Origin of the sequence: Lysinibacillus sphaericus OT4b.31, assembly GCF_000392615.1 — a bacterium.
GTDB lineage: Bacteria > Bacillota > Bacilli > Bacillales_A > Planococcaceae > Lysinibacillus > Lysinibacillus sphaericus_B.
In genome coordinates, this window is the sequence record NZ_KB933398.1 from 1,763,995 (window position 1) to 1,785,086 (window position 21,092).

General features: G+C 37.7%; 20 protein-coding genes. 16 read left to right on the forward strand and 4 right to left on the reverse strand.

Annotation, left to right across the window (positions count from 1 at the left end; translation table 11 throughout):
* Positions 1-59 precede the first annotated feature (59 nt).
* From H131_RS07995 to H131_RS08005, 3 genes are all read left to right on the forward strand, one after another.
* Entirely contained in the window at positions 60-746 is a 687-nt protein-coding gene (locus tag H131_RS07995) for a response regulator transcription factor (protein WP_010858590.1), read from the forward strand.
* Positions 733-2,754: a HAMP domain-containing sensor histidine kinase gene (locus tag H131_RS08000; RefSeq protein ID WP_010858591.1), complete on the forward strand. Its 2,022-nt coding sequence runs from the start codon at positions 733-735 to the stop codon at positions 2,752-2,754. Before H131_RS07995 ends, H131_RS08000 begins: the two co-directional genes overlap by 14 nt.
* Before the next feature lie 504 nt (positions 2,755-3,258).
* Positions 3,259-3,624: a hypothetical protein gene (locus H131_RS08005; RefSeq protein WP_010858592.1), complete on the forward strand. Its 366-nt coding sequence runs from the start codon at positions 3,259-3,261 to the stop codon at positions 3,622-3,624.
* A gap of 374 nt (positions 3,625-3,998) precedes the next feature.
* Here H131_RS08005 and H131_RS08010 read toward each other — a convergent pair whose 3' ends face one another.
* A complete protein-coding gene (locus tag H131_RS08010) occupies positions 3,999-4,445 on the reverse strand; it encodes a helix-turn-helix domain-containing protein (protein WP_010858593.1) in 447 nt (148 codons plus the stop codon).
* 450 nt (positions 4,446-4,895) lie between these two features.
* Between H131_RS08010 and H131_RS08015 the strand changes: the two genes are divergently transcribed.
* From H131_RS08015 to H131_RS08025, 3 genes are all read left to right on the forward strand, one after another.
* Entirely contained in the window at positions 4,896-5,336 is a 441-nt protein-coding gene (locus tag H131_RS08015; protein ID WP_010858594.1) for a cell wall hydrolase, read from the forward strand.
* A gap of 633 nt (positions 5,337-5,969) precedes the next feature.
* Positions 5,970-6,221 (forward strand): phage holin, encoded by a 252-nt coding sequence (locus H131_RS08020; protein ID WP_010858595.1) that lies wholly within the window; start codon positions 5,970-5,972, stop codon positions 6,219-6,221.
* A gap of 107 nt (positions 6,222-6,328) precedes the next feature.
* Positions 6,329-8,416, forward strand: coding sequence for a DUF2339 domain-containing protein (locus H131_RS08025; protein WP_010858596.1), 2,088 nt, complete (start codon positions 6,329-6,331; stop codon positions 8,414-8,416).
* Between the two features lie 57 nt (positions 8,417-8,473).
* Here H131_RS08025 and H131_RS08030 read toward each other — a convergent pair whose 3' ends face one another.
* From H131_RS08030 to H131_RS08040, 3 genes are read right to left on the reverse strand one after another with little or no spacing between them, the layout of a single operon-like run.
* Positions 8,474-10,018 (reverse strand): DUF7305 domain-containing protein, encoded by a 1,545-nt coding sequence (locus tag H131_RS08030; protein ID WP_010858597.1) that lies wholly within the window; start codon positions 10,016-10,018, stop codon positions 8,474-8,476.
* The gene (locus tag H131_RS08035; RefSeq protein ID WP_010858598.1) at positions 10,018-10,452 is read right to left on the reverse strand and encodes a PilW family protein; all 435 of its coding nucleotides are present in this window, start codon (positions 10,450-10,452) and stop codon (positions 10,018-10,020) included. The genes H131_RS08030 and H131_RS08035 overlap by 1 nt, the downstream gene beginning before the upstream one ends.
* Positions 10,453-10,462: 10 nt before the next feature.
* Positions 10,463-10,915 (reverse strand): prepilin-type N-terminal cleavage/methylation domain-containing protein, encoded by a 453-nt coding sequence (locus tag H131_RS08040; protein WP_155242380.1) that lies wholly within the window; start codon positions 10,913-10,915, stop codon positions 10,463-10,465.
* 350 nt (positions 10,916-11,265) lie between these two features.
* Here H131_RS08040 and H131_RS08045 point away from each other — a divergent pair, with 350 nt between their 5' ends.
* The 10 genes from H131_RS08045 (at position 11,266) to H131_RS08090 (ending at position 21,077) form a co-directional block, all read left to right on the forward strand.
* Positions 11,266-12,591, forward strand: coding sequence for a VanW family protein (locus H131_RS08045; protein ID WP_010858600.1), 1,326 nt, complete (start codon positions 11,266-11,268; stop codon positions 12,589-12,591).
* A gap of 18 nt (positions 12,592-12,609) precedes the next feature.
* Positions 12,610-14,280, forward strand: a complete 1,671-nt coding sequence (locus tag H131_RS08050) for a GspE/PulE family protein (RefSeq protein WP_010858601.1) — start codon at positions 12,610-12,612, stop codon at positions 14,278-14,280.
* A 12-nt stretch (positions 14,281-14,292) separates the two neighbouring features.
* Positions 14,293-15,339, forward strand: a complete 1,047-nt coding sequence (locus tag H131_RS08055; protein WP_010858602.1) for a type IV pilus twitching motility protein PilT — start codon at positions 14,293-14,295, stop codon at positions 15,337-15,339.
* On the forward strand, positions 15,336-16,541 hold the full coding sequence (locus H131_RS08060; RefSeq protein WP_010858603.1) for a type II secretion system F family protein: 1,206 nt from the start codon (positions 15,336-15,338) through the stop codon (positions 16,539-16,541). The genes H131_RS08055 and H131_RS08060 overlap by 4 nt, the downstream gene beginning before the upstream one ends.
* Before the next feature lie 146 nt (positions 16,542-16,687).
* Positions 16,688-17,146: a prepilin-type N-terminal cleavage/methylation domain-containing protein gene (locus tag H131_RS23515; RefSeq protein ID WP_010858604.1), complete on the forward strand. Its 459-nt coding sequence runs from the start codon at positions 16,688-16,690 to the stop codon at positions 17,144-17,146.
* A 110-nt stretch (positions 17,147-17,256) separates the two neighbouring features.
* A complete protein-coding gene (gene pilM / locus H131_RS08070) occupies positions 17,257-18,231 on the forward strand; it encodes a type IV pilus biogenesis protein PilM (protein WP_010858605.1) in 975 nt (324 codons plus the stop codon).
* Entirely contained in the window at positions 18,231-18,824 is a 594-nt protein-coding gene (locus H131_RS08075; RefSeq protein WP_010858606.1) for a PilN domain-containing protein, read from the forward strand. Before pilM ends, H131_RS08075 begins: the two co-directional genes overlap by 1 nt.
* Positions 18,821-19,510: a hypothetical protein gene (locus tag H131_RS08080; protein ID WP_010858607.1), complete on the forward strand. Its 690-nt coding sequence runs from the start codon at positions 18,821-18,823 to the stop codon at positions 19,508-19,510. Before H131_RS08075 ends, H131_RS08080 begins: the two co-directional genes overlap by 4 nt.
* A gap of 58 nt (positions 19,511-19,568) precedes the next feature.
* Complete coding sequence (locus tag H131_RS08085; protein ID WP_010858608.1) at positions 19,569-20,321, forward strand: prepilin peptidase; 753 nt, start codon at positions 19,569-19,571, stop codon at positions 20,319-20,321.
* 33 nt (positions 20,322-20,354) lie between these two features.
* Positions 20,355-21,077 carry a gamma-glutamyl-gamma-aminobutyrate hydrolase family protein gene (locus H131_RS08090; RefSeq protein WP_010858609.1) on the forward strand — a complete coding sequence of 241 codons (723 nt, stop codon included), beginning with the start codon at positions 20,355-20,357 and terminating at the stop codon, positions 21,075-21,077.
* The last annotated feature ends 15 nt before the right edge of the window (positions 21,078-21,092 follow it).

Below are 21,092 nucleotides of genomic sequence, written 5' to 3' on the forward strand. Positions count from 1 at the left end.
TTTTCTTCAATTACAATCTTCCACAAACGGGCGCATTTCTTTAGTAAGGAGGAATGTAGTTGAACATTTTGATTTGTGATGATGATAAAGAAATTGTAAGGGCGATTAGCATTTATTTAGAAAATGAGGGATATCAAGTATTCAAAGCTTACAATGGTATGGAAGCAATCGATCTTATTCGAGATCACGTGATTCACCTCATTATTATGGATATTATGATGCCAAAAATGGATGGAATTACGGCGACGATGAAGATTCGGCAAGATCATATGATTCCGCTAATTATGCTTTCTGCTAAGTCGGAGGATTATGACAAAATACTCGGATTAAATATCGGCGCAGATGATTATATGGCCAAGCCGTTTAATCCATTAGAACTTGTGGCCCGAGTGAAATCGCAGCTAAGAAGGTATACGACATTTGGGAGTCTTGAGGTGAGTAACAATGTATTGCAAACGGGCGGGCTCATGATTGATGATGAAAAGAAAGTCATTACCATTGATAAACAAGAGGTTCATTTGACACCAGTGCAGTATAAAATTTTAAAGCTTCTCACAGCAAATGCTGGGAGAGTATTCACAATTGAAGAGATTTATGAAAAGGTCTGGAATGAAAAGGCCATTAATCCAGAAAATACGGTTTCGGTTCATGTTCGAAAGATTCGAGAAAAAATTGAAATTAATCCGAAAGAGCCGAAATATTTAAAAGTTGTATGGGGAGTTGGGTATAAAGTTGAGAAATATTAGTCATGCACTCATTACGAAAGTAGTTGTGTTTGTGATTGCCGTCGTTTGTTTAACAGGTACAGCGAAGGCAATTTTCAACATGGAATTGAATGAGGTTCATCTAAGTAGTATAAATCAAGATAATTATTTTGAAAGCCGCGCATTCGCTGATGAAAGTTACAGCCTTATTTCCTCCTTGGCGCAATTAATCGGCAATTACAAAAGTGAAGAACATATTTTAAGCGGCAAGACATTAACAGAAGACGATATTTTCCGTTATTCATACAATTATAATCCGAATTTGAGTAGAGAGGAAAATAAGCGCATCTATCAAGAACAATATGCAGATGAAATAAATAGTGAAAAAGACGAAATCATGAGAGAACAAGTAAGAGAATTTCATCGGTTACGCAGCACACTAGAAGCATATGAAGGCATCGTGTTTTATGCGAGTGACGGTGAACATGTATTCTCCAATAGTGAACTAAATACGAAAGAGCAATTTGAATCATTTGGTGCATATATGCTATTTGAGGATTTTCAACAAACGCTTTATCCAAATGAAGTGAAAGAAAGCAGATACTTGGATTACTTTACACACCATGTTGAAGAGTTGAATCCACAAACAGACGTCTTTTATGTAGCGTTTAAAAAACCTTACTTAGAACAAAAAATGAAGGAATGGGAAAATAACAAAGCGATTGCCAAAAATTTTCTTAATGAATTCATTGTATTTCTAGCAGGGTTTATTGTATCTTTTGTTTATTTAATCATTGTTATTGGAAGAACGTCATTTAAAGATAAAGAAGTTCATTTCCATGCCATTGACAAACTATATAATGATCTCAATATTGTGATAGTCGTTAGTTTAACAGCGCTGTGGATATCAATGATTGTTGAAGTGTTGCAAGAAATGTACATGCTTCTCACAGTACCTATTATTATCATTGTCTTATTGATGATTTTATCGCTCGTAAAGCATATCAAAAATAGATCATTGCTTCAGCATACACTCATCTATCAAATTCTCAAGAAGGTTTGTCTTGCGGTGAAAAATGTATTTGATAATGGCAGTGTAGGTGTGAAAACCGTACTGCTTGTCATTGGCTATCCAATCGTAGTTGCGGCAACGTTTTTCGTGTTCCCGATTACCATAGGTCTAGCTGCCTGGTTTGCGATGAAAAAGGTGAAGTCGTTTAACCGCATTAAAGAGGGCGTAGAGCAAATTAAGAATGGCGATCTTCATCATCGAATTGAAGTAGACGGAAAAGGCGAGTTTAGCCAACTTGCAGCGAACATTAACAGTATTACTGATGGGTTAAAAGAGTCGGTGGATAGTGAGATCAAGAGCGAGCGTTTAAAAACAGAGCTCATTACGAATGTTTCGCATGATATCAGAACGCCTTTAACGTCAATCATTACGTATGTCGATTTATTAAAAATAGAAAACGACCCTGAACTAATTGCTGAATATATAGACGTGTTAGATCAAAAATCGAAAAGACTCAAGTTTTTAACAGATGATTTATTTGAAGCAGCGAAAGCGTCAAGTGGCAGTATGCCTGTTCAGTTAGAACGGATTGATATCGTATCATTACTAACGCAAGGGATAGGAGAAATGGGTGAAAAAATTGAAGCGTCGGCATTAGATTTTAAGTTAGCCTACCCAACAGAAAAGGTGTATGTTCAGGCTGATGGTAAACTCCTATGGCGCTCCGTCGAAAACCTATTCTCGAATATTTTTAAATACGCACAGCCTGCATCAAGGGTATATATTAATGTTGAAGATTTAGGCAATGAAATACTCGTGACATTTAAAAACATTTCAGCATATGAATTAAATATTTCAGTCGATGAGCTAATGGAACGCTTTAAACGCGGAGATGAATCTCGAACAAGTCAAGGTAGTGGATTAGGGTTGTCGATTGCTGAAAGCCTTATACACCTCCAGCATGGAAAGTTCTTAGTGCAAGTAGATGGCGATTTATTTAAGGCGATGATTTATCTACCGAAATTTCCAAATGAATAATATAGCAAAGGAATAGGATATATGAGTGTCCTATTCTTTTTCTGTGTATAGGTGTAGCTAATAAAAGTGATAGATGTAATTTCAACGTTCTTCAGGTTTAGAAAAACATGCTTAGGCTAGAAAATTAAAAATACTGAAGGTAAGTATCGACGTACAGATAGAAAATTATAATCAAATTTTAAAGGTACCTTATTCATGTGAAATGGACAGGGTGCTATTTGTTTTTATAAAAAATCTCACTTAATGTTCCATTATAAATTGAATTACTTAATTAAATTAACGGGGGCGATTGTTCAATTAGAGCAATCGCTTCTTGGGCTAACGGAGCAGCTTAGTAGAAGAGTGTTATTTAACTTGTGATCAACAATGGGCCAGATTGTTGAGAATTCCTCTCATAGAGAGTTAGTTATTTATGTTAAAATATTGCGAATGAAATCAGGTTTTTAACGATTTTATCAAATATCAAGCAAAATAATTCAGAAACGAAGAAAGGACAGGACTATTATGGAAAACGTATCAAATGTAGATAAATTGGAATCAATAAAATCTTTACAATCGACAATCAATAAACTTGAAAATGCCTTGTCCCAGATGACTCAGAAAGGCGTAAATACTACTTTAGTAAAGAAACGACTCAAAGCTGTTTGCATCGGCTTAGCAATGCTAGAAAACGTTTGGAATCAAAGACCCCATTATTACACCCAGGAAGATTTAGCAGAAGCACGTAATGTCCTTACTGGATTATTTCCATCAATTGAGAATATTTATGCTAAGTCAAAGGCTGGTAGTCCCCAAAGAACGCTTTTAGAAAGAAGAATTAAAGCGTTGGAACTAGCTATTCAAGCGGTTGACGACCTTTCCAATAAATAACTTCTAACTAAATAGAGTAACGCTTGCAATAGCAGAAGATTAGCTGCCATTTAGAAAGCTTATTTTGCTATGGAATAAATGGAGCAGCATTCTTGTAATGAATGAACGGAATTATGTATGCAAAATCGACTGAGTTTGTGAAGTATTGCACTTAAACTCCCATGAAAGAACGTAAAAATCTTTTATTTTCTGTGGTGTCGCGTTGATTTTACGCGATATGAATGGCTAACGGGGGCGCTTGTTCAACTAGAGCAATCGCTTATTGAGCTAACGGAGTAGTTTTGTTAAGAAGATATATACTGAAAAAAAGTCCCTTCAGATAGTTTGAGGGGACTTTCCTATATAATAAGTGTATAAATCTAAATCCAAAATGATTATTTGTATTTTTTGGCTAGAGATTCGCTGCCAATCGCTCCAATGATAGACATAAAAAACGGTCCAATTTGAAATAGCAGAGAATCTTGTAAGAACACAATATTTAAATCAAATAACTTATTGCCTATTACAATGAATATCTTAGCAAGTATGATAAAAAATCCAATTATTAGAAGAATATCAAAAAACAATTTCCACCTTGGATAGGCTAATTTTTGGCTATCTTTTATGATTTGCTCTTTCAAAGAATTATCCTCCTTTACTAATTCGTCAAGAGTAATATCAAAAATGTCACTTATCTTAATTAGCAATTCAATACTAGGGTAACTTTCTCCACGTTCCCATTTGGAAATAGATTGTCTACTAATATTAAGTTTTTCTCCAAGCTGTTGTTGTGACATATTATGCTTTTGGCGTTCTTCTTTTATTTTGGTAGAAAAATACATATGATCAACTCCTATTCTTAGTATATTTATTTGCACTAAAAAACTAAAGAACCACATAGTTGCAAGGGTGTAAACTGTTAGTTGCCCTTTGAATACGATAGATTAAACGATAAAGTAAATGAAAAAAGTATTAAAAAACAATAGCTATAAAAATACTCTTATCAGTGTCTTATATGGGGTTTTCTTAATTATGAGTCCTTTTTATTATTTCATGGCATGTTAGAATTGACAAAATCCATCTATGCTTATTGTAGAAACCTGCTCCGTTCTAAGAAGAAAAAAGGCTCTACTCCTTATTGAAGTAAAGCCTCCGTTAGCTTAAGTACATTATTCACAAACTCTAGATTTCCTTTCAGTTATTACAGAAATACTGCTCTTAGTTTTCTTTAAATATGGAATAACTTTCATTCTTATTCGCTTTTTTTCATATTATATTTTTGAGGTGAAAAAATGCCAAGAGTAAAATACCGAGAAGCAGATATTGACTTAATGGCAAGGATGATGAGAGCAGAAGCTGAAGGTGAAGGAAAACAAGGAATGTTATATGTTGGAAATGTAATTGTTAATCGTGTTGTAGCAGATTGTTTAGACTTTCAAGATGTAAGAACCGTTGAACAAGTCATTTTTCAGGTACAAGGAGGAAATTACTCTTTTGAAGCTGTTCAAAAGGGTAATTTATTTTATCAAAGAGCGAGATCTACTGAAAAAAGATTAGCAAAACAGAATTTGGATTATTGGAGAGAACACCCAGGGAAATATGCTCTGTGGTATTTTAATCCATATGCTCCATGCCCTCCAACGTGGTACGATCAACCTTTTGCTGGTCAATTTAGAAATCATTGTTATTATGAACCAGTAGCGGGAACATGTGAAAGTGTTTATTACGGTTAGGTTGTCCAAGGGCTGTTATTAATTTGGCGTTTTATATAACTTTTTTAATGATACAAATAGAACATTTTCAGTTGTAGGTACTGTTTGGACGACTACGTATTCATTCGAGTCAACTCTTGTAGGTAATGTAACAGTTATCGTTTGAAAAAGCTTCAAACCTATACCTAAAGATCTTTAAAAAGAACTATGCAGCCATCTGGTGTCGATATTCAATCGGAGCCAGGTGGCTGAGTTATGTTTGAAAACGTGGATAGCTGTAAAAATAAATGTATTCTTCGACAGCTTGTATCATTTCCTCAGCTGATTCTAAATGAGAGAGATAGAAATAGTCAGTATCAGTAGCCTCAGAATTTTTAGAAGTTTATCATTTACTTGATAGTTCATAGATTGTTTCCTCCACGATTCTTTCATAAATTATTCTCTAAAAGTGTGAAAATCGCTGCTAGGCCAGTGAAAATCGCTGGTAAAACAGAGAAAACCGCTGATAAAACCATGAAAACCGCCGCTCGCTATAAATATAGTCGAATAGGGTTGTACTGACGCTTGTAAAATCACCGTGAAGCTCCATTTTTGCATATGTACTATGTGACACCCGGCATATACTGTGGTGAGGGAGGGGGGAGGTGAGCATTTATGAGAATTAACTGGAAAATAAGGTTAATGCATAAACCATTTTTATTGGCGTTGTTGTCTTTACTGCTATTACTTGCACAGCAAGTGGCAGCTCTTTTTGGCTATGAATTAACAGGTGTGATGAGCGAACAGTTAACATCCATCATTAATACAGGGTTATCGATTTTCGTTTTAATGGGTGTTATTGTTGATCCTACTACACAAGGTACCCGGGATAGTGAACGTGCACTCATGTATCGAAAACCGAGGTAGTGACTAAAGAGTATGAAAATAATTAAATGGAACCAAAAGTGTAATTTTACAATAAAGGTGTATGTGTTATAATGTAAGAAAATTGAAACAGCAGGGAGGATGATTGAATGTCGCTAGAATTGGAGCAGCGAATCGCCAAACTAGAAAAAGAGGTTGTGGATTTGCGGCAAGAGATGGATACATTGAAGCGGTTACAGTCCCTTGAAAAGACAAGTACGCTAAGTGCTGAAAAATCCATTGTAAAGCAAACTGCATCAACACTAACAACTGCACCAACACAAAAAGCTAAACCAATGCCAGTTCAAGAAAAAAATGCGCAACCCCAGCGTTCTTTAGAGGAACGTATTGTGTGGGCGCTCCCGAAAGTATTTATGGTTATTTTAGTGTTGGGCGTACTGTGGGGGCTAAAACTCGTGAGTGATTACGGCTACTTGTCGAACGAGGTAAAAATCATCCTCGCCTATATGTTATCCATTTGCTTAGTGGTTATCGCTTATGTAATGGAGAATAAAAAACTCGGATCATCAGCAATCATGATTTCCTTATACGGTGGAGCATTTATTATTGGAATTTTAACTACAGCGGCTGGTGCTATTTTATACGAAGTACTGGGTTTAACATTAGCACTTATCATTGCCTTTGTATTCATCGGCTACGGTATAACCATCAGTTATTTAAAGAAAAATGAGGTACTGACATCATTTGTTGCCTTTACGTCACTATTACTGCCTTATTTGTTAGAATATATGGATTTTAGCCCGATCATTATCTTCATCTTTGTTATCGTTCTGTTTACAGTGTTGCAAGTCGTCATTTTACAGCATAAACAGAAAGTTGCTTTGTATGTAGCGACCTTTTTCTCTGTGCTAGCTGTTAGCATTGTAGCGTTTATGAACAGTGACAATCAAATTGTTTTTGCGCTAGGTATGCTCATTATACTCGCAATCTATTTCATGAGTTGGTGCAAGTTATACAATCCTGAATCTACATGGAAACATATCCATGTTGGATTACAATTTAGCCTCGGGACATTTAGTTTATTACTCATGAATTTAATTGTTAGTTCAGTTGTTTATAATGAAGTACTATTTCTTGTATTATTCAGCTTGTTTGTAACTGTAGCGAGTTATGGCTATAAGCAAAAATGGCAGGAGGCATTTGATAGTGCCATAACGCTCGCGTTTATCACTTTATGTAATGCGCTACTTGTTATGAATATGCCAGAGAAAGTGGATGAGTTGCTTCTTCCGTTCATGGCCTTTGCAGGTGTCATGGTCAGCTTACGACTCCGTGCCAGTATGATGAAGGTCGTCAGTTCGCTATTATTTACTATTGTGCTATTGCTAAGCTATACCGTTCATGAACCGACGCCATTTTTTAGCATAGCGCATATAAGCTTGTTGATGCCGGGGATCTATCTGCTAATCATTTATCTGTATGGGCTGCGTCCAAAGAAGACACTGACTGCATTTGAAAAACTTATGAAGGATATGTATGCACTCGACTTTCTAGCTGTTATCACGACAGGCTACTTCCTTGCATATATCAGCAAGCTTGATACAGCCTATTTTGCAGGTGTTAACAATATTCCACATCTAACATGTTTACTCCTTGCCATAGTATTTACCGTATTACTTTTAGTGCCAGTAAAATACAAGGGACGCGCATTAACACCCGTACTTGGGGCATTTTTCCTTTTCTTTACACTAATGCTTACAATCGTTCCATACAATATGCAAGGTGTTGAATGGCTAAATATAGCGACAAGGCTCATTTATATTGCCGTCATTGTGGCAATGGTTGTTGATTTGCTGATGAAGGGCCGTATCTATCAAATATATCAAGAGCACATGGAGAAATTTTTAGATGTAATTGTGAGTACTGGCGTTGTGCTCATCATGCTAGGGGCTTGGGGCTTTGTTTATCAGCTAAGTTACAACAATCTGCTCGATTGGAAGCTGGGTATTGCGTTATCGACAATTACACTATTCCTCACAGCCAGCACGTCACTTTGGCTCAGCACTGTACATCATTTACGAATACTGCGACTTACTGGTTTTACAGTATTAGCAATTGCTTTTGTCAAACTCATATTCTTTGATTTGTCCGCACTAGATTTACTGATAAGAGCCGTATTGTTTATAGCGATTGGTGGCATAGGGATGCTGTTGTCGGGGCGACTGTTACGGAAATAGCAGAAAAGAGATTCCGCTAGTAGATGGGAATCTCTTTTCGATTAAATTGTGTTACCATTATTTTTCTAACAATTCATTTTCTTTAATTAATGATATTGGGTCTCCAAACTCTGGATAACCTGATGAAGGAGGCGTAACAGTACTTTCGGTAAATGTTACAGATGTACCACCATTAGCTATTAAATTATCTGCAAGAATAGCTCCCTTGATGTGTGCCCCACCTTCTAATGTCACAGTTGCATTGGGTGCAATAATATATTGACCATTGGCATTCGTACCACCGTTAAATGTCACATTATCTGAACCAGTATAAATATTGCCGGTTATACCTATACCACCTGTGAACGTAAGGTCTGCTTGTTTAGAGTAAAGGGAAGCTGCCGTTTGAGTTTCGCCTCCAATTGTAATGGCAGAAGAACCATTGTAAAAGAGGTTAACTTGATTGGCGTTTCCATTCTTATTTAAGGAGCCCTTTAAATTAAATTTATTATTTACAAAGATGTTTAGTCTTCCTGAGCCAATAATATTCACATGACCTTGTAAAATACTTAAATCTTCAATATAGAGATTTTTATCTGTATTGCCCACGTTGATGGTCAAAGTATTGTTTTGATCGACTTTAAATTGTTTAAAATGTGTATCATCAGTTAAATGTAATATAAAGTTATTGGTCATCCAGTTATCTGCTAAAAAATCCCCATTATTTATGATTTGAATTTTATTGTAGGGATCTTTGACAACCTCTTGATTGGCAGGTACAGGTAACGTTGATAATTGTTGCATCTTGTCGTCAGGAAACGAGGGAAGGATACTTGCCCCTGGATAGTTACTGCTTTGTGTCAGCTTATCTTTTAGATTTCCCATCCAACTAGGATATATAAAGTTATCGCTAGATGCGCCAACAGTACCTGTAATTGAAGAACCTCCATCTATTGAAATGATGCCAGTATCTGTCGCAACATTCCCCTTAATCGTCGCACTTCCAGTTAAAGTTATGTTTCCTTGTGTTTGTACTGTGAATTCAGGCGTAATTGTGTTGATATTCCCGTTCCCATCGCCTGTATTATTGTTAGTAGTTTCAGCCTTTAATACAAAATCAATTGTTTGAATAACTTCTCTATTTTGAGAGGGGGTATCAGAAAAATAACCAGTTGATGTAATGGAAAAACGCAAATGGTTATCGGGATCTTGATCTATAGTAATTTCAGCGATTGGTTGTTTGCCTAATTGTGTTTCAAAAGTATCAATTATCGTAGGTTCAGCTTGTATAAGCGGTTCCATAAGCGCTAGGATGTGCGATTCATATAATGCCGTAAATTTGCTTGTTGTTTTTTGATTGACAGGTAAGCTATTGTAATCTTTTTTAGCTAATTGATAGGCATCATTTGCCTTTTCGTATAATTTTGCTTTTTCGTAATTAATACCTGCTTCTGCGATATAAAAGATTGATTGATTTTCTCGTTCGTGTGTAGAGGTTTTTAATGAATTTGAAGATATTATAAGAAGTCCTAAACCTAATATGGTAACTAATATAATCGCTAAAAAAACTAATAAGAAGGAAAAACCATCTTCATTTAAGCGGAATTTTTGCCATTTGTTCATCAATCACCACTCCTAAATGATAGTTGTGTCGTAATTTTGTGTCCATTAGTACTTTCAATATTAAATTTAATAGATTTTGAATTCGTAACAGGAATTATTGAAAATGTATCAATGTTTATAGCGATAATTTCTCCATTACGGGTAACTGTGTTTGCTTCCATATCAAATAAATAAGTGTACTGTGTTGTATTGTCATTATTTTTAAAGGTTGAATCTGTCGTATCAAAAGTTGTTGTTCTCCTCATATCCTTCGTAATTATTTTTAAAACGTAGGACAATTCCGTGAGTTGTTGATTATTGGCAAGCTGTTTTTTATTGGTTTCGGAACTAGAAACAAGGATGTTCATCAGTAAAGTAGACACGATGCCTAAAATCACAATAACAGCAAGTAATTCAACAAGTGTTAAGCCACGATTATTCTTCAGTATCTTCATTGTTCTAAACTCACTTCCGACTATAAATATTTTCCATCTTACTTTTTAGCACTTCATCTTCGTATACTTCGATAATAATGTTATCTAATAATTCAAATTGACAACGACGTTTTATAGTTAGTTTGTAGAGCACATTGTTTTGCTGTTTTTCAAAAAACCACACAGTAGAATAGTCATTTTCAGATGGGTTATAGCAAAGAGAGGTTTGCTGTGAGCCTGTACTTATGTAATTTAATTTTGTAGCTAGCTGTTCTTCTGTGCTTCCTTTTATTTCTCTGTAAACGTTCTCCATTTCATTTTGTGCTAAATAAGTGGAATCGACAATCGTACTAGAGGTTTTAGAAGTTTTATTTGACTGAACAAAAAGTCCGAAAAATGAAAGCAAGATAATTGTGATTAATATAAGTGAAGCGACCACTTCAAGTAGAGAAAAGCCATTTTCATTTTTTAATATATTTTTCAAATACATCAGCCTTTCCATATGTATTGAGTTGACATAAATTCTCCCGATTAACTGATTGCGTTAGTAATGGTTTTTCAATATCGATTGATTTTTAATATATTGATAGTGAAAAAGTGTAATTCTTATAGACTAGTAAAAAAGGAGTGTATATCGATAATATATCATTTATTCAGTTGTAAAGTAGTCTATTTTTCGAATTTTTTCGGTTGATTTTAAAAATAATATTGATAAATAGGTTTATAGTAGTGTCATAACCATTATTTTGTAGTATCCTTTAAAAAAGATGAGTATTTAGTATTAATTAAATACAATGCAGTAAATTTGATAAAAAACTAGATTGGAGGCAGGCTATGAAACGATACATACAAATAGCATGCTTGTTGATAGGTGCAATGCTAATAGTAGCGGTTTGTCTGCCGAATTTTGTGTTAAATGGCACGGTTTTCGCCAAGGAAGATAGCAAGGGATCCTCGATTGGTGGTATTGAAATCGAGGGCTTAAAAGCTTCTACATTAGAATCGACCTTACAGACAGCAATTACACAATGGCAATCGACAGCTGTCGTAGTAAGTGGCGGAAATACTTTTACAATGATAGACACCAATCAACTTTCTTTTGATATTTCAGCAGCAATCTCACAATATGAATTGCTGACAAAAAAACCATGGTATGCGTTTTGGCAGAAAGATAAAGTAGTGCATGTCCCAATTCCCGTCACAATAAATGAGACAATTATTCATCAAATCGAGTCAGTAGACATTTGGGAATCAGAAAAAACACTTCAGACGATTACGTCGCAGGCAAGTTATTTGCGCAATCATGAGATCGAAGCGGTCGTCAACGATACATTGATGCAAGCAGAGGAAAGACTTGGCTTTCAAGTAGCTGAAATACCTACGGATGTGCGTGGGATACGTGAAATTATTGCCTCTATCGAAGAAGTGGTTTTAGTACCAGATAAACCAGTGTCTTTTCTGTCTTTGTTAGGGGAACAAACAGGTGCAGTAAATGGAGCTGCTCTAAACTTCCTAGCGTCAACGCTTTATAGTGTTGTGCTTCAAACGGACTATGAAATAATTGAACGTCATTCACAACAGGTATTGCCTAGTTATTTGCAAGAGGGTATTGAGGCCGATGTCAATGTTGCGTTAAACAAGGATTTGCAATTTATAAACCGTTCTAAACATACTAGTAAATTGAAAACAACACTTGAAGGCAATCAACTAAAAATAGAAATGTTTGCTCCGACAAAGGACAAAGAAATTACCGTACGTGTTAGCAAAGATAAAATTGTTAAACCTCGTATTGTTTATCGTTATTCGGATGACTTAAAAGTAGGCCAAGAGCGGGTGGAGCAAGAAGGTCAAGAGGGATTTCGAATTGAGGTTTACCGTTCCGTTGTAGAGAATGGTACAACGGATGAACAGCTTGTAAGTAAAGATTATTATGCGCCTGAAAATCGGATTGTTACACGATCTACCAAGGAACCAGTTCCAGTGACTACACCGACACAAAATATCGCTGCAGATCCAGATTTACAAATCGATTTAGACGGTAATGGTTTGTCCGATACAGAAAGCTCGGCAAAGACAAATCATGATACGCAAGTAGACGGTCCAGAAATTGTTTATGGTTATTACGATAAGGGTGGAAATTTTGTGCAAACGAGTCCGTGATAAAAGGGAGGTAAGCAAATGGCTGTAAAGGCGGGACGTAAACGTTTAGGGGATTTACTTGTAGAATCGGGTGTCATTACAGCAGAGCAGCTGAACTATGCGTTAACGACGAAAACGAAAGAGGAAAAACTCGGTGATTTTCTTATTAAAGAAAATTTCTTAACGGAACAGCAGCTCATTGAAGTACTAGAATTTCAGCTGGGCATTCCGCATATTAGCTTAAACCAATTTTCGATTAGCCCAGAGTTGCTACAGTTAATTCCTGTTGAGCTAGCGAAGCGAACGAATATTATGCCTATTCGTAAGGAAAAAAATAAACTATTTATTGCTATGGCAGACCCGATGGATTATTTTGCGATTGAAGAAGTGCGCATGACCACTGGCTGTCAAATAGAGACGAGTATTGCGGCCAAGGACGATTTGTATCGTACGATTACGAAATACTATGATTTGCAGGAATCAATGGAAGCGGCGCTACAGGACTTAGGCGCTTCAGGAACAGAAACGCAGGAAGAAATTGAGAACGAAGCTTCGCCGATTGTCCGTTTAGTGAACCAAATTATTGCGAATGGTGTGGCGCAGCGTGCAAGTGATATCCATTTTGACCCACAGGAAACGGAACTGCGTGTCCGCTATCGGGTGGATGGGGTGCTACGTACTGAGCGTTCATTGCCAAAGCACATGCAAAATGTTGTACTAGCACGTATTAAGATTATGGGCAATTTAAATATTACTGAAAATCGTATTCCACAGGATGGTCGTATTAAAACCAATGTGAATTTCAGACCAGTCGATATACGACTATCTACGCTACCCACTGTTTACGGTGAAAAAGTCGTCATGCGTATTTTAGATTTAACGAATGCGGCAAATGACATTGACAAATTAGGTTTTAGTAAAAGTAATGAAGCACTTTTCCGAAAAATGATTGCTCATCCAAACGGCATTATGCTGATTACAGGTCCGACTGGGTCGGGGAAATCCTCCACTTTATACGCTGCACTGAGTTATTTAAATCAAGAGGGCGTCAATATTATTACGGTAGAGGACCCAGTTGAGTATCAGTTAGATGGCATTAATCAGATACAGGTTAAAGAAGAGGTAGGTTTAACATTTGCTGCTGGTTTACGCTCCATTTTACGTCAGGATCCAGATATCGTCATGGTCGGTGAAATACGTGATCTTGAAACAGCACAAATCTCCATCCGTGCTTCACTAACAGGCCATTTAGTGTTAAGCACTTTGCATACAAATAGCGCAGTGGAATCCATTTCACGATTACATGATATGGGGATTGAACCATTTCTTCTGTCCTCTTCGCTTGTAGGAATTATGGCGCAACGGTTAGTACGAAAGGTATGTCGAGATTGTGTGGAAACGTATGCATTTACTTCACGTGAACTCGAAATACTTGAGGAAAATGGAATCGAAGGGGTAACACATGGCAAGAAAGGCCGTGGCTGTCCAGCTTGCAATCAGACAGGTTTCCGAGGACGTATGGCAATTCATGAAATTTTACCTGTTGATCGGACAGTAAAAGACATGATTTTAAGTCGTATGGGAGATAGTGTTTTACGGGACTACATGAAGCAAAAAGGCTATCATACGCTTTTAGTGGATGGGCTATTAAAGGTCGTAGCTGGCCAAACGACCACATCAGAAATATTACGCGTAGCAAGCGCAGACTAGGATGTGACATGAATGACAGCATATTCAATTGTAGAGCTATTAACCCGCTCATTTGAGGAAAAGGCATCTGACTTACATTTAACAAAAGGCATTCCCCCTGTTTATCGTATCCATGGCAAGCTGGCGCAATATGGAGAAACGCCACTAGAAACCGAAGATTTACAGGAAATGGTGAAGGTTATTTTACCAAAACATAAATTACAGGAATTTGAGGATAAAGGCGAGACGGACTTTAACTTTTCCTTGCCTGGAAAATGCCGATTCCGTGTCAATGCCTACCATCAACGCAATGAAGTAACGATTGCGGCACGTTTAATCGAGGCGAAAATCCCGTCCATTGAATCACTCAATATGCCTGAAGTACTGTATCGTCTAGCAGAAAAACCGCAAGGACTTATTTTAGTGACAGGGCCAACGGGTTCAGGAAAATCCACGACGTTAGCAGCGATGATTGATTACATAAATGAAACGCGTGCCAAGCACATTATCACGTTAGAGGACCCGATTGAGTATTTACATGCGCATAAAAAATCAGTCATTAACCAACGGGAAGTTGGTGTAGATACAATGAGCTTTGCCAATGGTTTACGAGCTTCTTTACGGCAGGACCCCGATATTATTTTAGTCGGCGAGATGCGTGACTATGAAACAATTTCAACTGCAATTACTGCTGCTGAAACAGGTCACTTAGTCATGGCGACGCTGCATACTAGCAGTGCACCCACAACCATCGACCGCATTATTGATGTGTTTCCACCACATCAACAAAGTCAAATCCGTGTGCAACTGGCTAATGTACTGCAAGGTATCATTTCACAGCGGCTATTTGTACGCAAAGATGTAAAGGGACGTATAGCGGCAACTGAAATTTTAGTACAAGCACCTTCGATTGCAAACTTGATTCGCAATGAGAAAATTCACCAAATTCCAAGTGTAATGCAAACAAGTAAGGCATTGGGCATGCACACATTGGAATCATCAATGCAACATTTAATCGCTACTGGGAAAATTTCATTAGAGGATGCAAGACCATTTATGAACGCTGGTGATTATAGTTGACGGTATTTCGCTATAGTGGCCGCACGAAAACGGGCGCACAAAAAAAGGGCATCATTGATGCACCCAACAAAAAAGTAGCGATTGAAAAACTACGTGCACAGGGCATCAATGCACGTGATTTACAAGAATCCAATAGTATTTTGCACAAGGATATCGCCTTTGGTACAAAGGTCAAACATCAGGATTTTGTGATTTACTGCCGGCAATACGCCACGTTAATTCGTGCAGGCGTATCGGTAGTTGAAGCCACTCATATTTTAGGTGAACAAACAAGGAGTAAACCGTTAAAGCGAGCATTGATGCAAGTAGAGGAAGATATTCGAAGTGGTACGTCGTTTTCAGATGCTTCTGCCAAGCATCCAAAAGTGTTTCCTGTGTTATTCATCAATATGATGCGAGCAGGTGAGGCGACCGGCAACATCGATGACACGCTAGAGCGTTTAGCAGGCACACTTGAAAAGCAGTATAACATTAAGAAGAAAATCCAGTCTGCCATGACTTATCCAGCGGTATTATCAGTCCTGACGTTAGTCGTGGGTATGTTTTTAATGGTCTTTATTGTGCCAACCTTTATGGATGCCTTTAAAGATATGGATTTAGAGATGCCCCTGATTACGGTTATTGTCGTGGGCATCAGTGACTGGCTCATTAAATTTTGGTATATCGTTATTTTGGCATTACTTATTGTAGTCGTCGGTTTTAACTTTTTCTATAAAAATAACAAAAATTTTCATTATACAGTCAATGTCATGCTTTTGCGTATGCCTATCTTCGGTCAGCTCTTGCAAAAAGATGTGATTGCACGTATGACGAGAACACTAGCAACACTATTTAGTAGCTCTGTCCCCATTTTACAGGCACTGACGATTGTCGAAAAAGTGGCGGGGAACCCCGTTATCGGCAAGGTGGTGCTAGAGGCACGCGATAATTTAGAAAAGGGTGGCACTTTATCGGAACCATTAGAGAAAAGTTGGCTATTTCCACCGCTCGTCACACAAATGACGTCAATCGGCGAACGAACAGGCTCGCTGGACTACATGCTTGAAAAAGTGGCAGATTTTTACGAGGACGAGGTTGATCGTGCTGTTGATACACTGAAGTCTTTGATTGAACCGCTGATGATTGTTGTGCTCGCCTTAGTAGTTGGTGTGATAGTTGCAGCGATATTCTTACCGATGTTCCAGCTTTATGAGAATATGTAGGGTTCGATTGTCCATTAGTTGTGTTTCGTTTGGCGTTATCAGAGTCCCTTAACTTGCTATTAATATAAAAGCTATTCACATATAAAAATTAAAGGAAGTTTGTGTAAATACACTTCATATAACAAAATTTCAAGGAGGAACCTAACATGTTCAAAAAATTAATAAACAAGAAACACGTGAAAAATGAAAAAGGTTTAACACTTATTGAGCTTCTAGCAGTTATTGTCATTCTAGCGATTATATCAGCAATTGCAATTCCAGCTATTGGTAACATTATTGATAGTAGCCGAGTAAAAGCTGCTAAAGCAGATGCTGCCAATATCCTTAATTCAGCAAATATTTATTTTACTGAGAATCCAAGTGCTACTACATTTGATAATTTAACTAAAGATGGTAGTGGATCAGACGAAATTTACAAATCTTATATTGCAGATTTAGGAACAATTAAGACATTTACAGTTGAAAAGAGTAACGGTGTAATTACTATTGCGGCAACAGGGGAATCAAATAACAAAGGATATACTATTACTAAAACCACATTGAAAGAATTGAAGATTGAAGATGGTAAACCTGGTGGGAAATTTACTTGGTCAACTGGATCTTAATCAGTCCTCCCAACCCATTCAGAAATGCGATATTTTGGCGTTTCTGGCTGGGAAATGGATGACTAATTGTTGAAGTCATATAGCTGGATAGAAAAAGGAGGTCTTTTCACATGTTTAAGAGAAAGCGAAAATCGCATGTTTCGATAGAGTTGAAGGATTATGTGCTGCGTGCGATAGTGGCGAAAGGACCGGAGCCTAGTCAGTGGCAGGGCTATGAGTATCCTTTAGCTCCTGGCATTGTGGAAAATGCGACAATTGTAGAAGAGCTAGAATTATTTGAAATTATTAAAGAGCAGGTTGTGAAGTGGACCGGAAAAAAACAAGCAGTGCGTATGTTTGTGCCTGACACTACGGTACTTTTAAAGAGCTTTGATCATGCGAAGGATGTTAAGTTTCATGAGCTGAGGGGCTACGCAGAAATGGAGCTTGGGCATTCCATTCATTTACCATTCCAAGCCCCGTTAATTGATGTGTATGATCCTGAGCCAGACGATGGGAAGGCCATGTTATTTGCGGCTCCATCAGAGGAGATAGATAAAATGGTCGGTATGTTTCTAGATGTTTCATTAGAGCCAGAAGCTGCTGATATTCGTGCGTTGTGCAATATTCGATTACTAGAGCACTTGTCACTTTTATCGATTGATAAAACATATTTAATTGCGGATTGGTCTATCAATGAATTGTCCATTAGTATTTTCTCTCAGGGGCAGGTCGAGTTTTTGCGTTATCAATCGATTGAGACAGATTTAACACAATGGCAAGGGAAAAAAGAGGATGATTTTAGCTATCAATTTATTAATAGCGGAGAGAGCGATGATTACCGAATGGTCGTGATGGATCAGGTGCTAGAAATCGACCGTATGATGAATTTTTTTAAATTTTCTTTACATAAAGGTGAAAAATCAGTGGATGAAATGATCGTCCTCGGCGATAATCCACTACTAAAAACAATTGGTCATTTATTGGAGTCTAATTTAGGGATACCGTTAACGGTAGTAAATCAAGCAATGGTGGAACAACTTTTCCCGGATTTTAAGAGGGAATTCGCAACGTTGCTGGGCTTGGCCTTAAAGGAGGTAAATTAATGGTTCCAGACATTAACCTCTTACCACAACTAGAAAAAAAGACGTCATCCCCAAAGCTTTTGTATAGCATAGTGATTGTAGCTGTGGGCATCATACTCGCCTATTTCCTATTTATATTTTTTACTGCTAAAAGTGACTTAAAGGCTTTAACAACTGAAGAACAAGTGTTAACTACACAAAACAATCAATTACAGCAAGAGCTAGATATGCGACAAAGTGTCAGTCAGGGTTCGTTGGAGCAGTCAGTACAATATGTGCAAAGTGTTTCTTATCCTGTGACACCACTGATAGATGAAACGCGTAATTTATTGCCGGCCCATTCCTTTTTACGTAGTTATGCTTTTGGTGCGGATTCAATCAATATCATAGTAGATTTTGAATCAATGACGGATATTTCTACATATGTCGAACGACTGCTAGCTAGTAATTATTTCAAAGATACACAAATACGTTCGATTTCAAACTTTAACATTCAACTTGGTGAGCAAAAAGAGCTAACACCCGAGCAAATGTTTAAAGAAGTTCCTCGTTACGCGGTGACAATTACAGCGGCAATTGATTTTATGTACTTAGCTGGAGGTCGACGCTCATGAATAAGCTAACAAGTAGCAAAAATTCATCCATCCTGTTACTCGTGGCTTTAACGGTAGCACTATTATTTGCACTCTATTACTATTTGCTGTTGCCAAAACTAGATGAGGTGGAGTCAAAAAGAAGCAGTGTGGAGCAACTTCAACAGCAAATTGCTGGTATCGAAGGGCAACTTACGAAGCTAGATGAAGCGCAAGGAGAACTTGCTACAAATATTTTAACGATGCGCCAAAAAGTACCTGAAACAAGGGCCATTGAAAAAATTATTTTAGATATGGCTGAAGTGGAAGAAGTGACAGGCACACGAGTAGAATCATTGAACTTTAATAATTATGATACGGCCGTGGCACAGTCTGAGGTCACAGAGCCCAATATGCTTGAAAAAGCGGAAGCAGAGGTAGACGGAGAGCAGACTGAAACGAATGAAAATTTACCAGTGTCATCCATAGTAAAGGAAACCTTGCCTAATGAGCTAAAGCTAGTTACATTTAGTTTAGAGGTTGCTGCTTTGGATTTTCATGCACTTGAAAGCTTTTTAAAGGAAATTGAAAAGCTGGAACGTGTTATGAAAATAGATACAATGAGCTTTACCTTACCAGGGGAACAGGCTCAGCTAGAGAAGGATGCAGATTTAACCCTCCAGGCAACCGTACAAGTGACGACGTTCTATTATGATGGACAACAATAAAACATAGGCGCACATACTTCAAATGTATGAGCGCCTATTGGTTTAGGAGGCAATAAAAATGGAAATGGCTTATACAGTGACAGTTTTTATCTTTGGGCTCGTTCTTGGTTCGTTTTTTAATGTTGTGGGTCTACGTGTTCCTGTGGAAGAGTCGATTGTAAGTCCACCTTCACACTGTACGAACTGCAAGAGACAACTAAAAGCACTGGATTTAGTGCCGGTGCTGTCATATGTATATCTAGGTGGCAAATGTCAGAGTTGCGGGCAAAAAATTTCGTGGATTTATCCGTTAATGGAGCTTATAACGGGATTTTTATTTGCCGTTGCGTATTGGCGACTAGGTTTTAGCGTAGAATTTGTTGTAGCCATTTTATTTACGGCATTATTAGTGATACTGGTAGTTTCTGATATTACGTATATGCTTATACCTAACAAAGTGCTGGTATTCTTTCTGCCGTTGCTAATTATTGGGCGTGTGGTGTCACCACTGACACCGTGGTGGGATAGCATTGTAGGTGCTGTAGTTGGTTTTGGCATATTATATCTGATTGCGGTGCTGTCACGTGGTGGCATGGGTGGAGGCGATATTAAATTATTCTTTTTAATTGGTCTTGTACTTGGTTCGTTGGAGACACTGCTGACATTATTTTTAGCTGCGACTATTGGAATGGTAGTTGGCTTCGTGGTGCTCCGACTGCGTCAACAGGGCAGAAAAACACCTATACCGTTTGGCCCGTCGATAGCACTTGCAGCGGTACTTGTATATTTCTTTGGAGACGTCATGATCGATTGGTATGTAGGATTATGGTAGACGATAAACCTTTTAGATAGGGGAGGCGATTGTGTGAAACCTATTATTGGTATAACGGCATTTGCGGAGGATGATTTATCGTCAAGGTTAAATGTAGCGTATGGTAAAAGTATTATCGAAGCGGGTGGCATTCCACTTATTATCCCACTTGGGGTGGAGGCGGATGTGGCGCAGGTTTTATCGTTGACAGATGGATTATTATTATCGGGTGGATATGACGTGCATCCATTTCACTTTGGCCAAGAGCCGTCACTAGGTCTAGGACAGATTCAACCAGAAAGAGATTCGCTAGAACTCGCTCTTATTCATGCAGCTTTAATTAGACAAATGCCGATATTTGGGATTTGTCGTGGTATTCAAATGCTCAATATTGCTCTTGGTGGCACGCTTTATCAGGATATTGATAGTGAATATCACAGTAGTAAGCTGTTAAAGCATTCGCAGCAAGCAGCTCGAGGTGTTGCCACACACTATGTCAATGTCGTTCCAGAGAGTTTATTAAAAACCATTGTTGAAGAAGACAGGATTGCAGTGAATTCAATGCATCACCAGGCGATTAATGTGTTAGCGGAAAAATTAACTGTAGTAGCAAAATCAAGTGACGGTATCGTCGAAGCCGTTGTACATGAAGCATTACCATTTTGTCTCGCGGTGCAATGGCATCCGGAAGAACAGGCAGTCGTAGGAGAAGAAACGGCGAAGAAGCTATTTACAGCTTTCACCAAAGCGAGTTTGAAATACAAAAGAGAAGCATAGTAGCATGCTTCTCTT

What these genes read in the sequence shown, in the direction of transcription:
- H131_RS08015 (WP_010858594.1), top strand. Translation starts at nt 4,896, where the DNA reads ATGCCAAGAGTAAAATACCGAGAAGCAGATATTGACTTAATGGCAAGG.
- H131_RS08005 (WP_010858592.1), top strand. Translation starts at nt 3,259, where the DNA reads ATGGAAAACGTATCAAATGTAGATAAATTGGAATCAATAAAATCTTTA.
- H131_RS08055 (WP_010858602.1), top strand. Translation starts at nt 14,293, where the DNA reads ATGACAGCATATTCAATTGTAGAGCTATTAACCCGCTCATTTGAGGAA.
- H131_RS23515 (WP_010858604.1), top strand. Translation starts at nt 16,688, where the DNA reads ATGTTCAAAAAATTAATAAACAAGAAACACGTGAAAAATGAAAAAGGT.
- H131_RS08075 (WP_010858606.1), top strand. Translation starts at nt 18,231, where the DNA reads ATGGTTCCAGACATTAACCTCTTACCACAACTAGAAAAAAAGACGTCA.
- H131_RS08010 (WP_010858593.1), bottom strand. Translation starts at nt 4,445, where the DNA reads ATGTATTTTTCTACCAAAATAAAAGAAGAACGCCAAAAGCATAATATG.
- H131_RS08020 (WP_010858595.1), top strand. Translation starts at nt 5,970, where the DNA reads ATGAGAATTAACTGGAAAATAAGGTTAATGCATAAACCATTTTTATTG.
- H131_RS08045 (WP_010858600.1), top strand. Translation starts at nt 11,266, where the DNA reads ATGAAACGATACATACAAATAGCATGCTTGTTGATAGGTGCAATGCTA.
- H131_RS08035 (WP_010858598.1), bottom strand. Translation starts at nt 10,452, where the DNA reads ATGAAGATACTGAAGAATAATCGTGGCTTAACACTTGTTGAATTACTT.
- H131_RS08025 (WP_010858596.1), top strand. Translation starts at nt 6,329, where the DNA reads ATGTCGCTAGAATTGGAGCAGCGAATCGCCAAACTAGAAAAAGAGGTT.
- H131_RS08080 (WP_010858607.1), top strand. Translation starts at nt 18,821, where the DNA reads ATGAATAAGCTAACAAGTAGCAAAAATTCATCCATCCTGTTACTCGTG.
- H131_RS08030 (WP_010858597.1), bottom strand. Translation starts at nt 10,018, where the DNA reads ATGAACAAATGGCAAAAATTCCGCTTAAATGAAGATGGTTTTTCCTTC.
- pilM (WP_010858605.1), top strand. Translation starts at nt 17,257, where the DNA reads ATGTTTAAGAGAAAGCGAAAATCGCATGTTTCGATAGAGTTGAAGGAT.
- H131_RS08050 (WP_010858601.1), top strand. Translation starts at nt 12,610, where the DNA reads ATGGCTGTAAAGGCGGGACGTAAACGTTTAGGGGATTTACTTGTAGAA.
- H131_RS08085 (WP_010858608.1), top strand. Translation starts at nt 19,569, where the DNA reads ATGGAAATGGCTTATACAGTGACAGTTTTTATCTTTGGGCTCGTTCTT.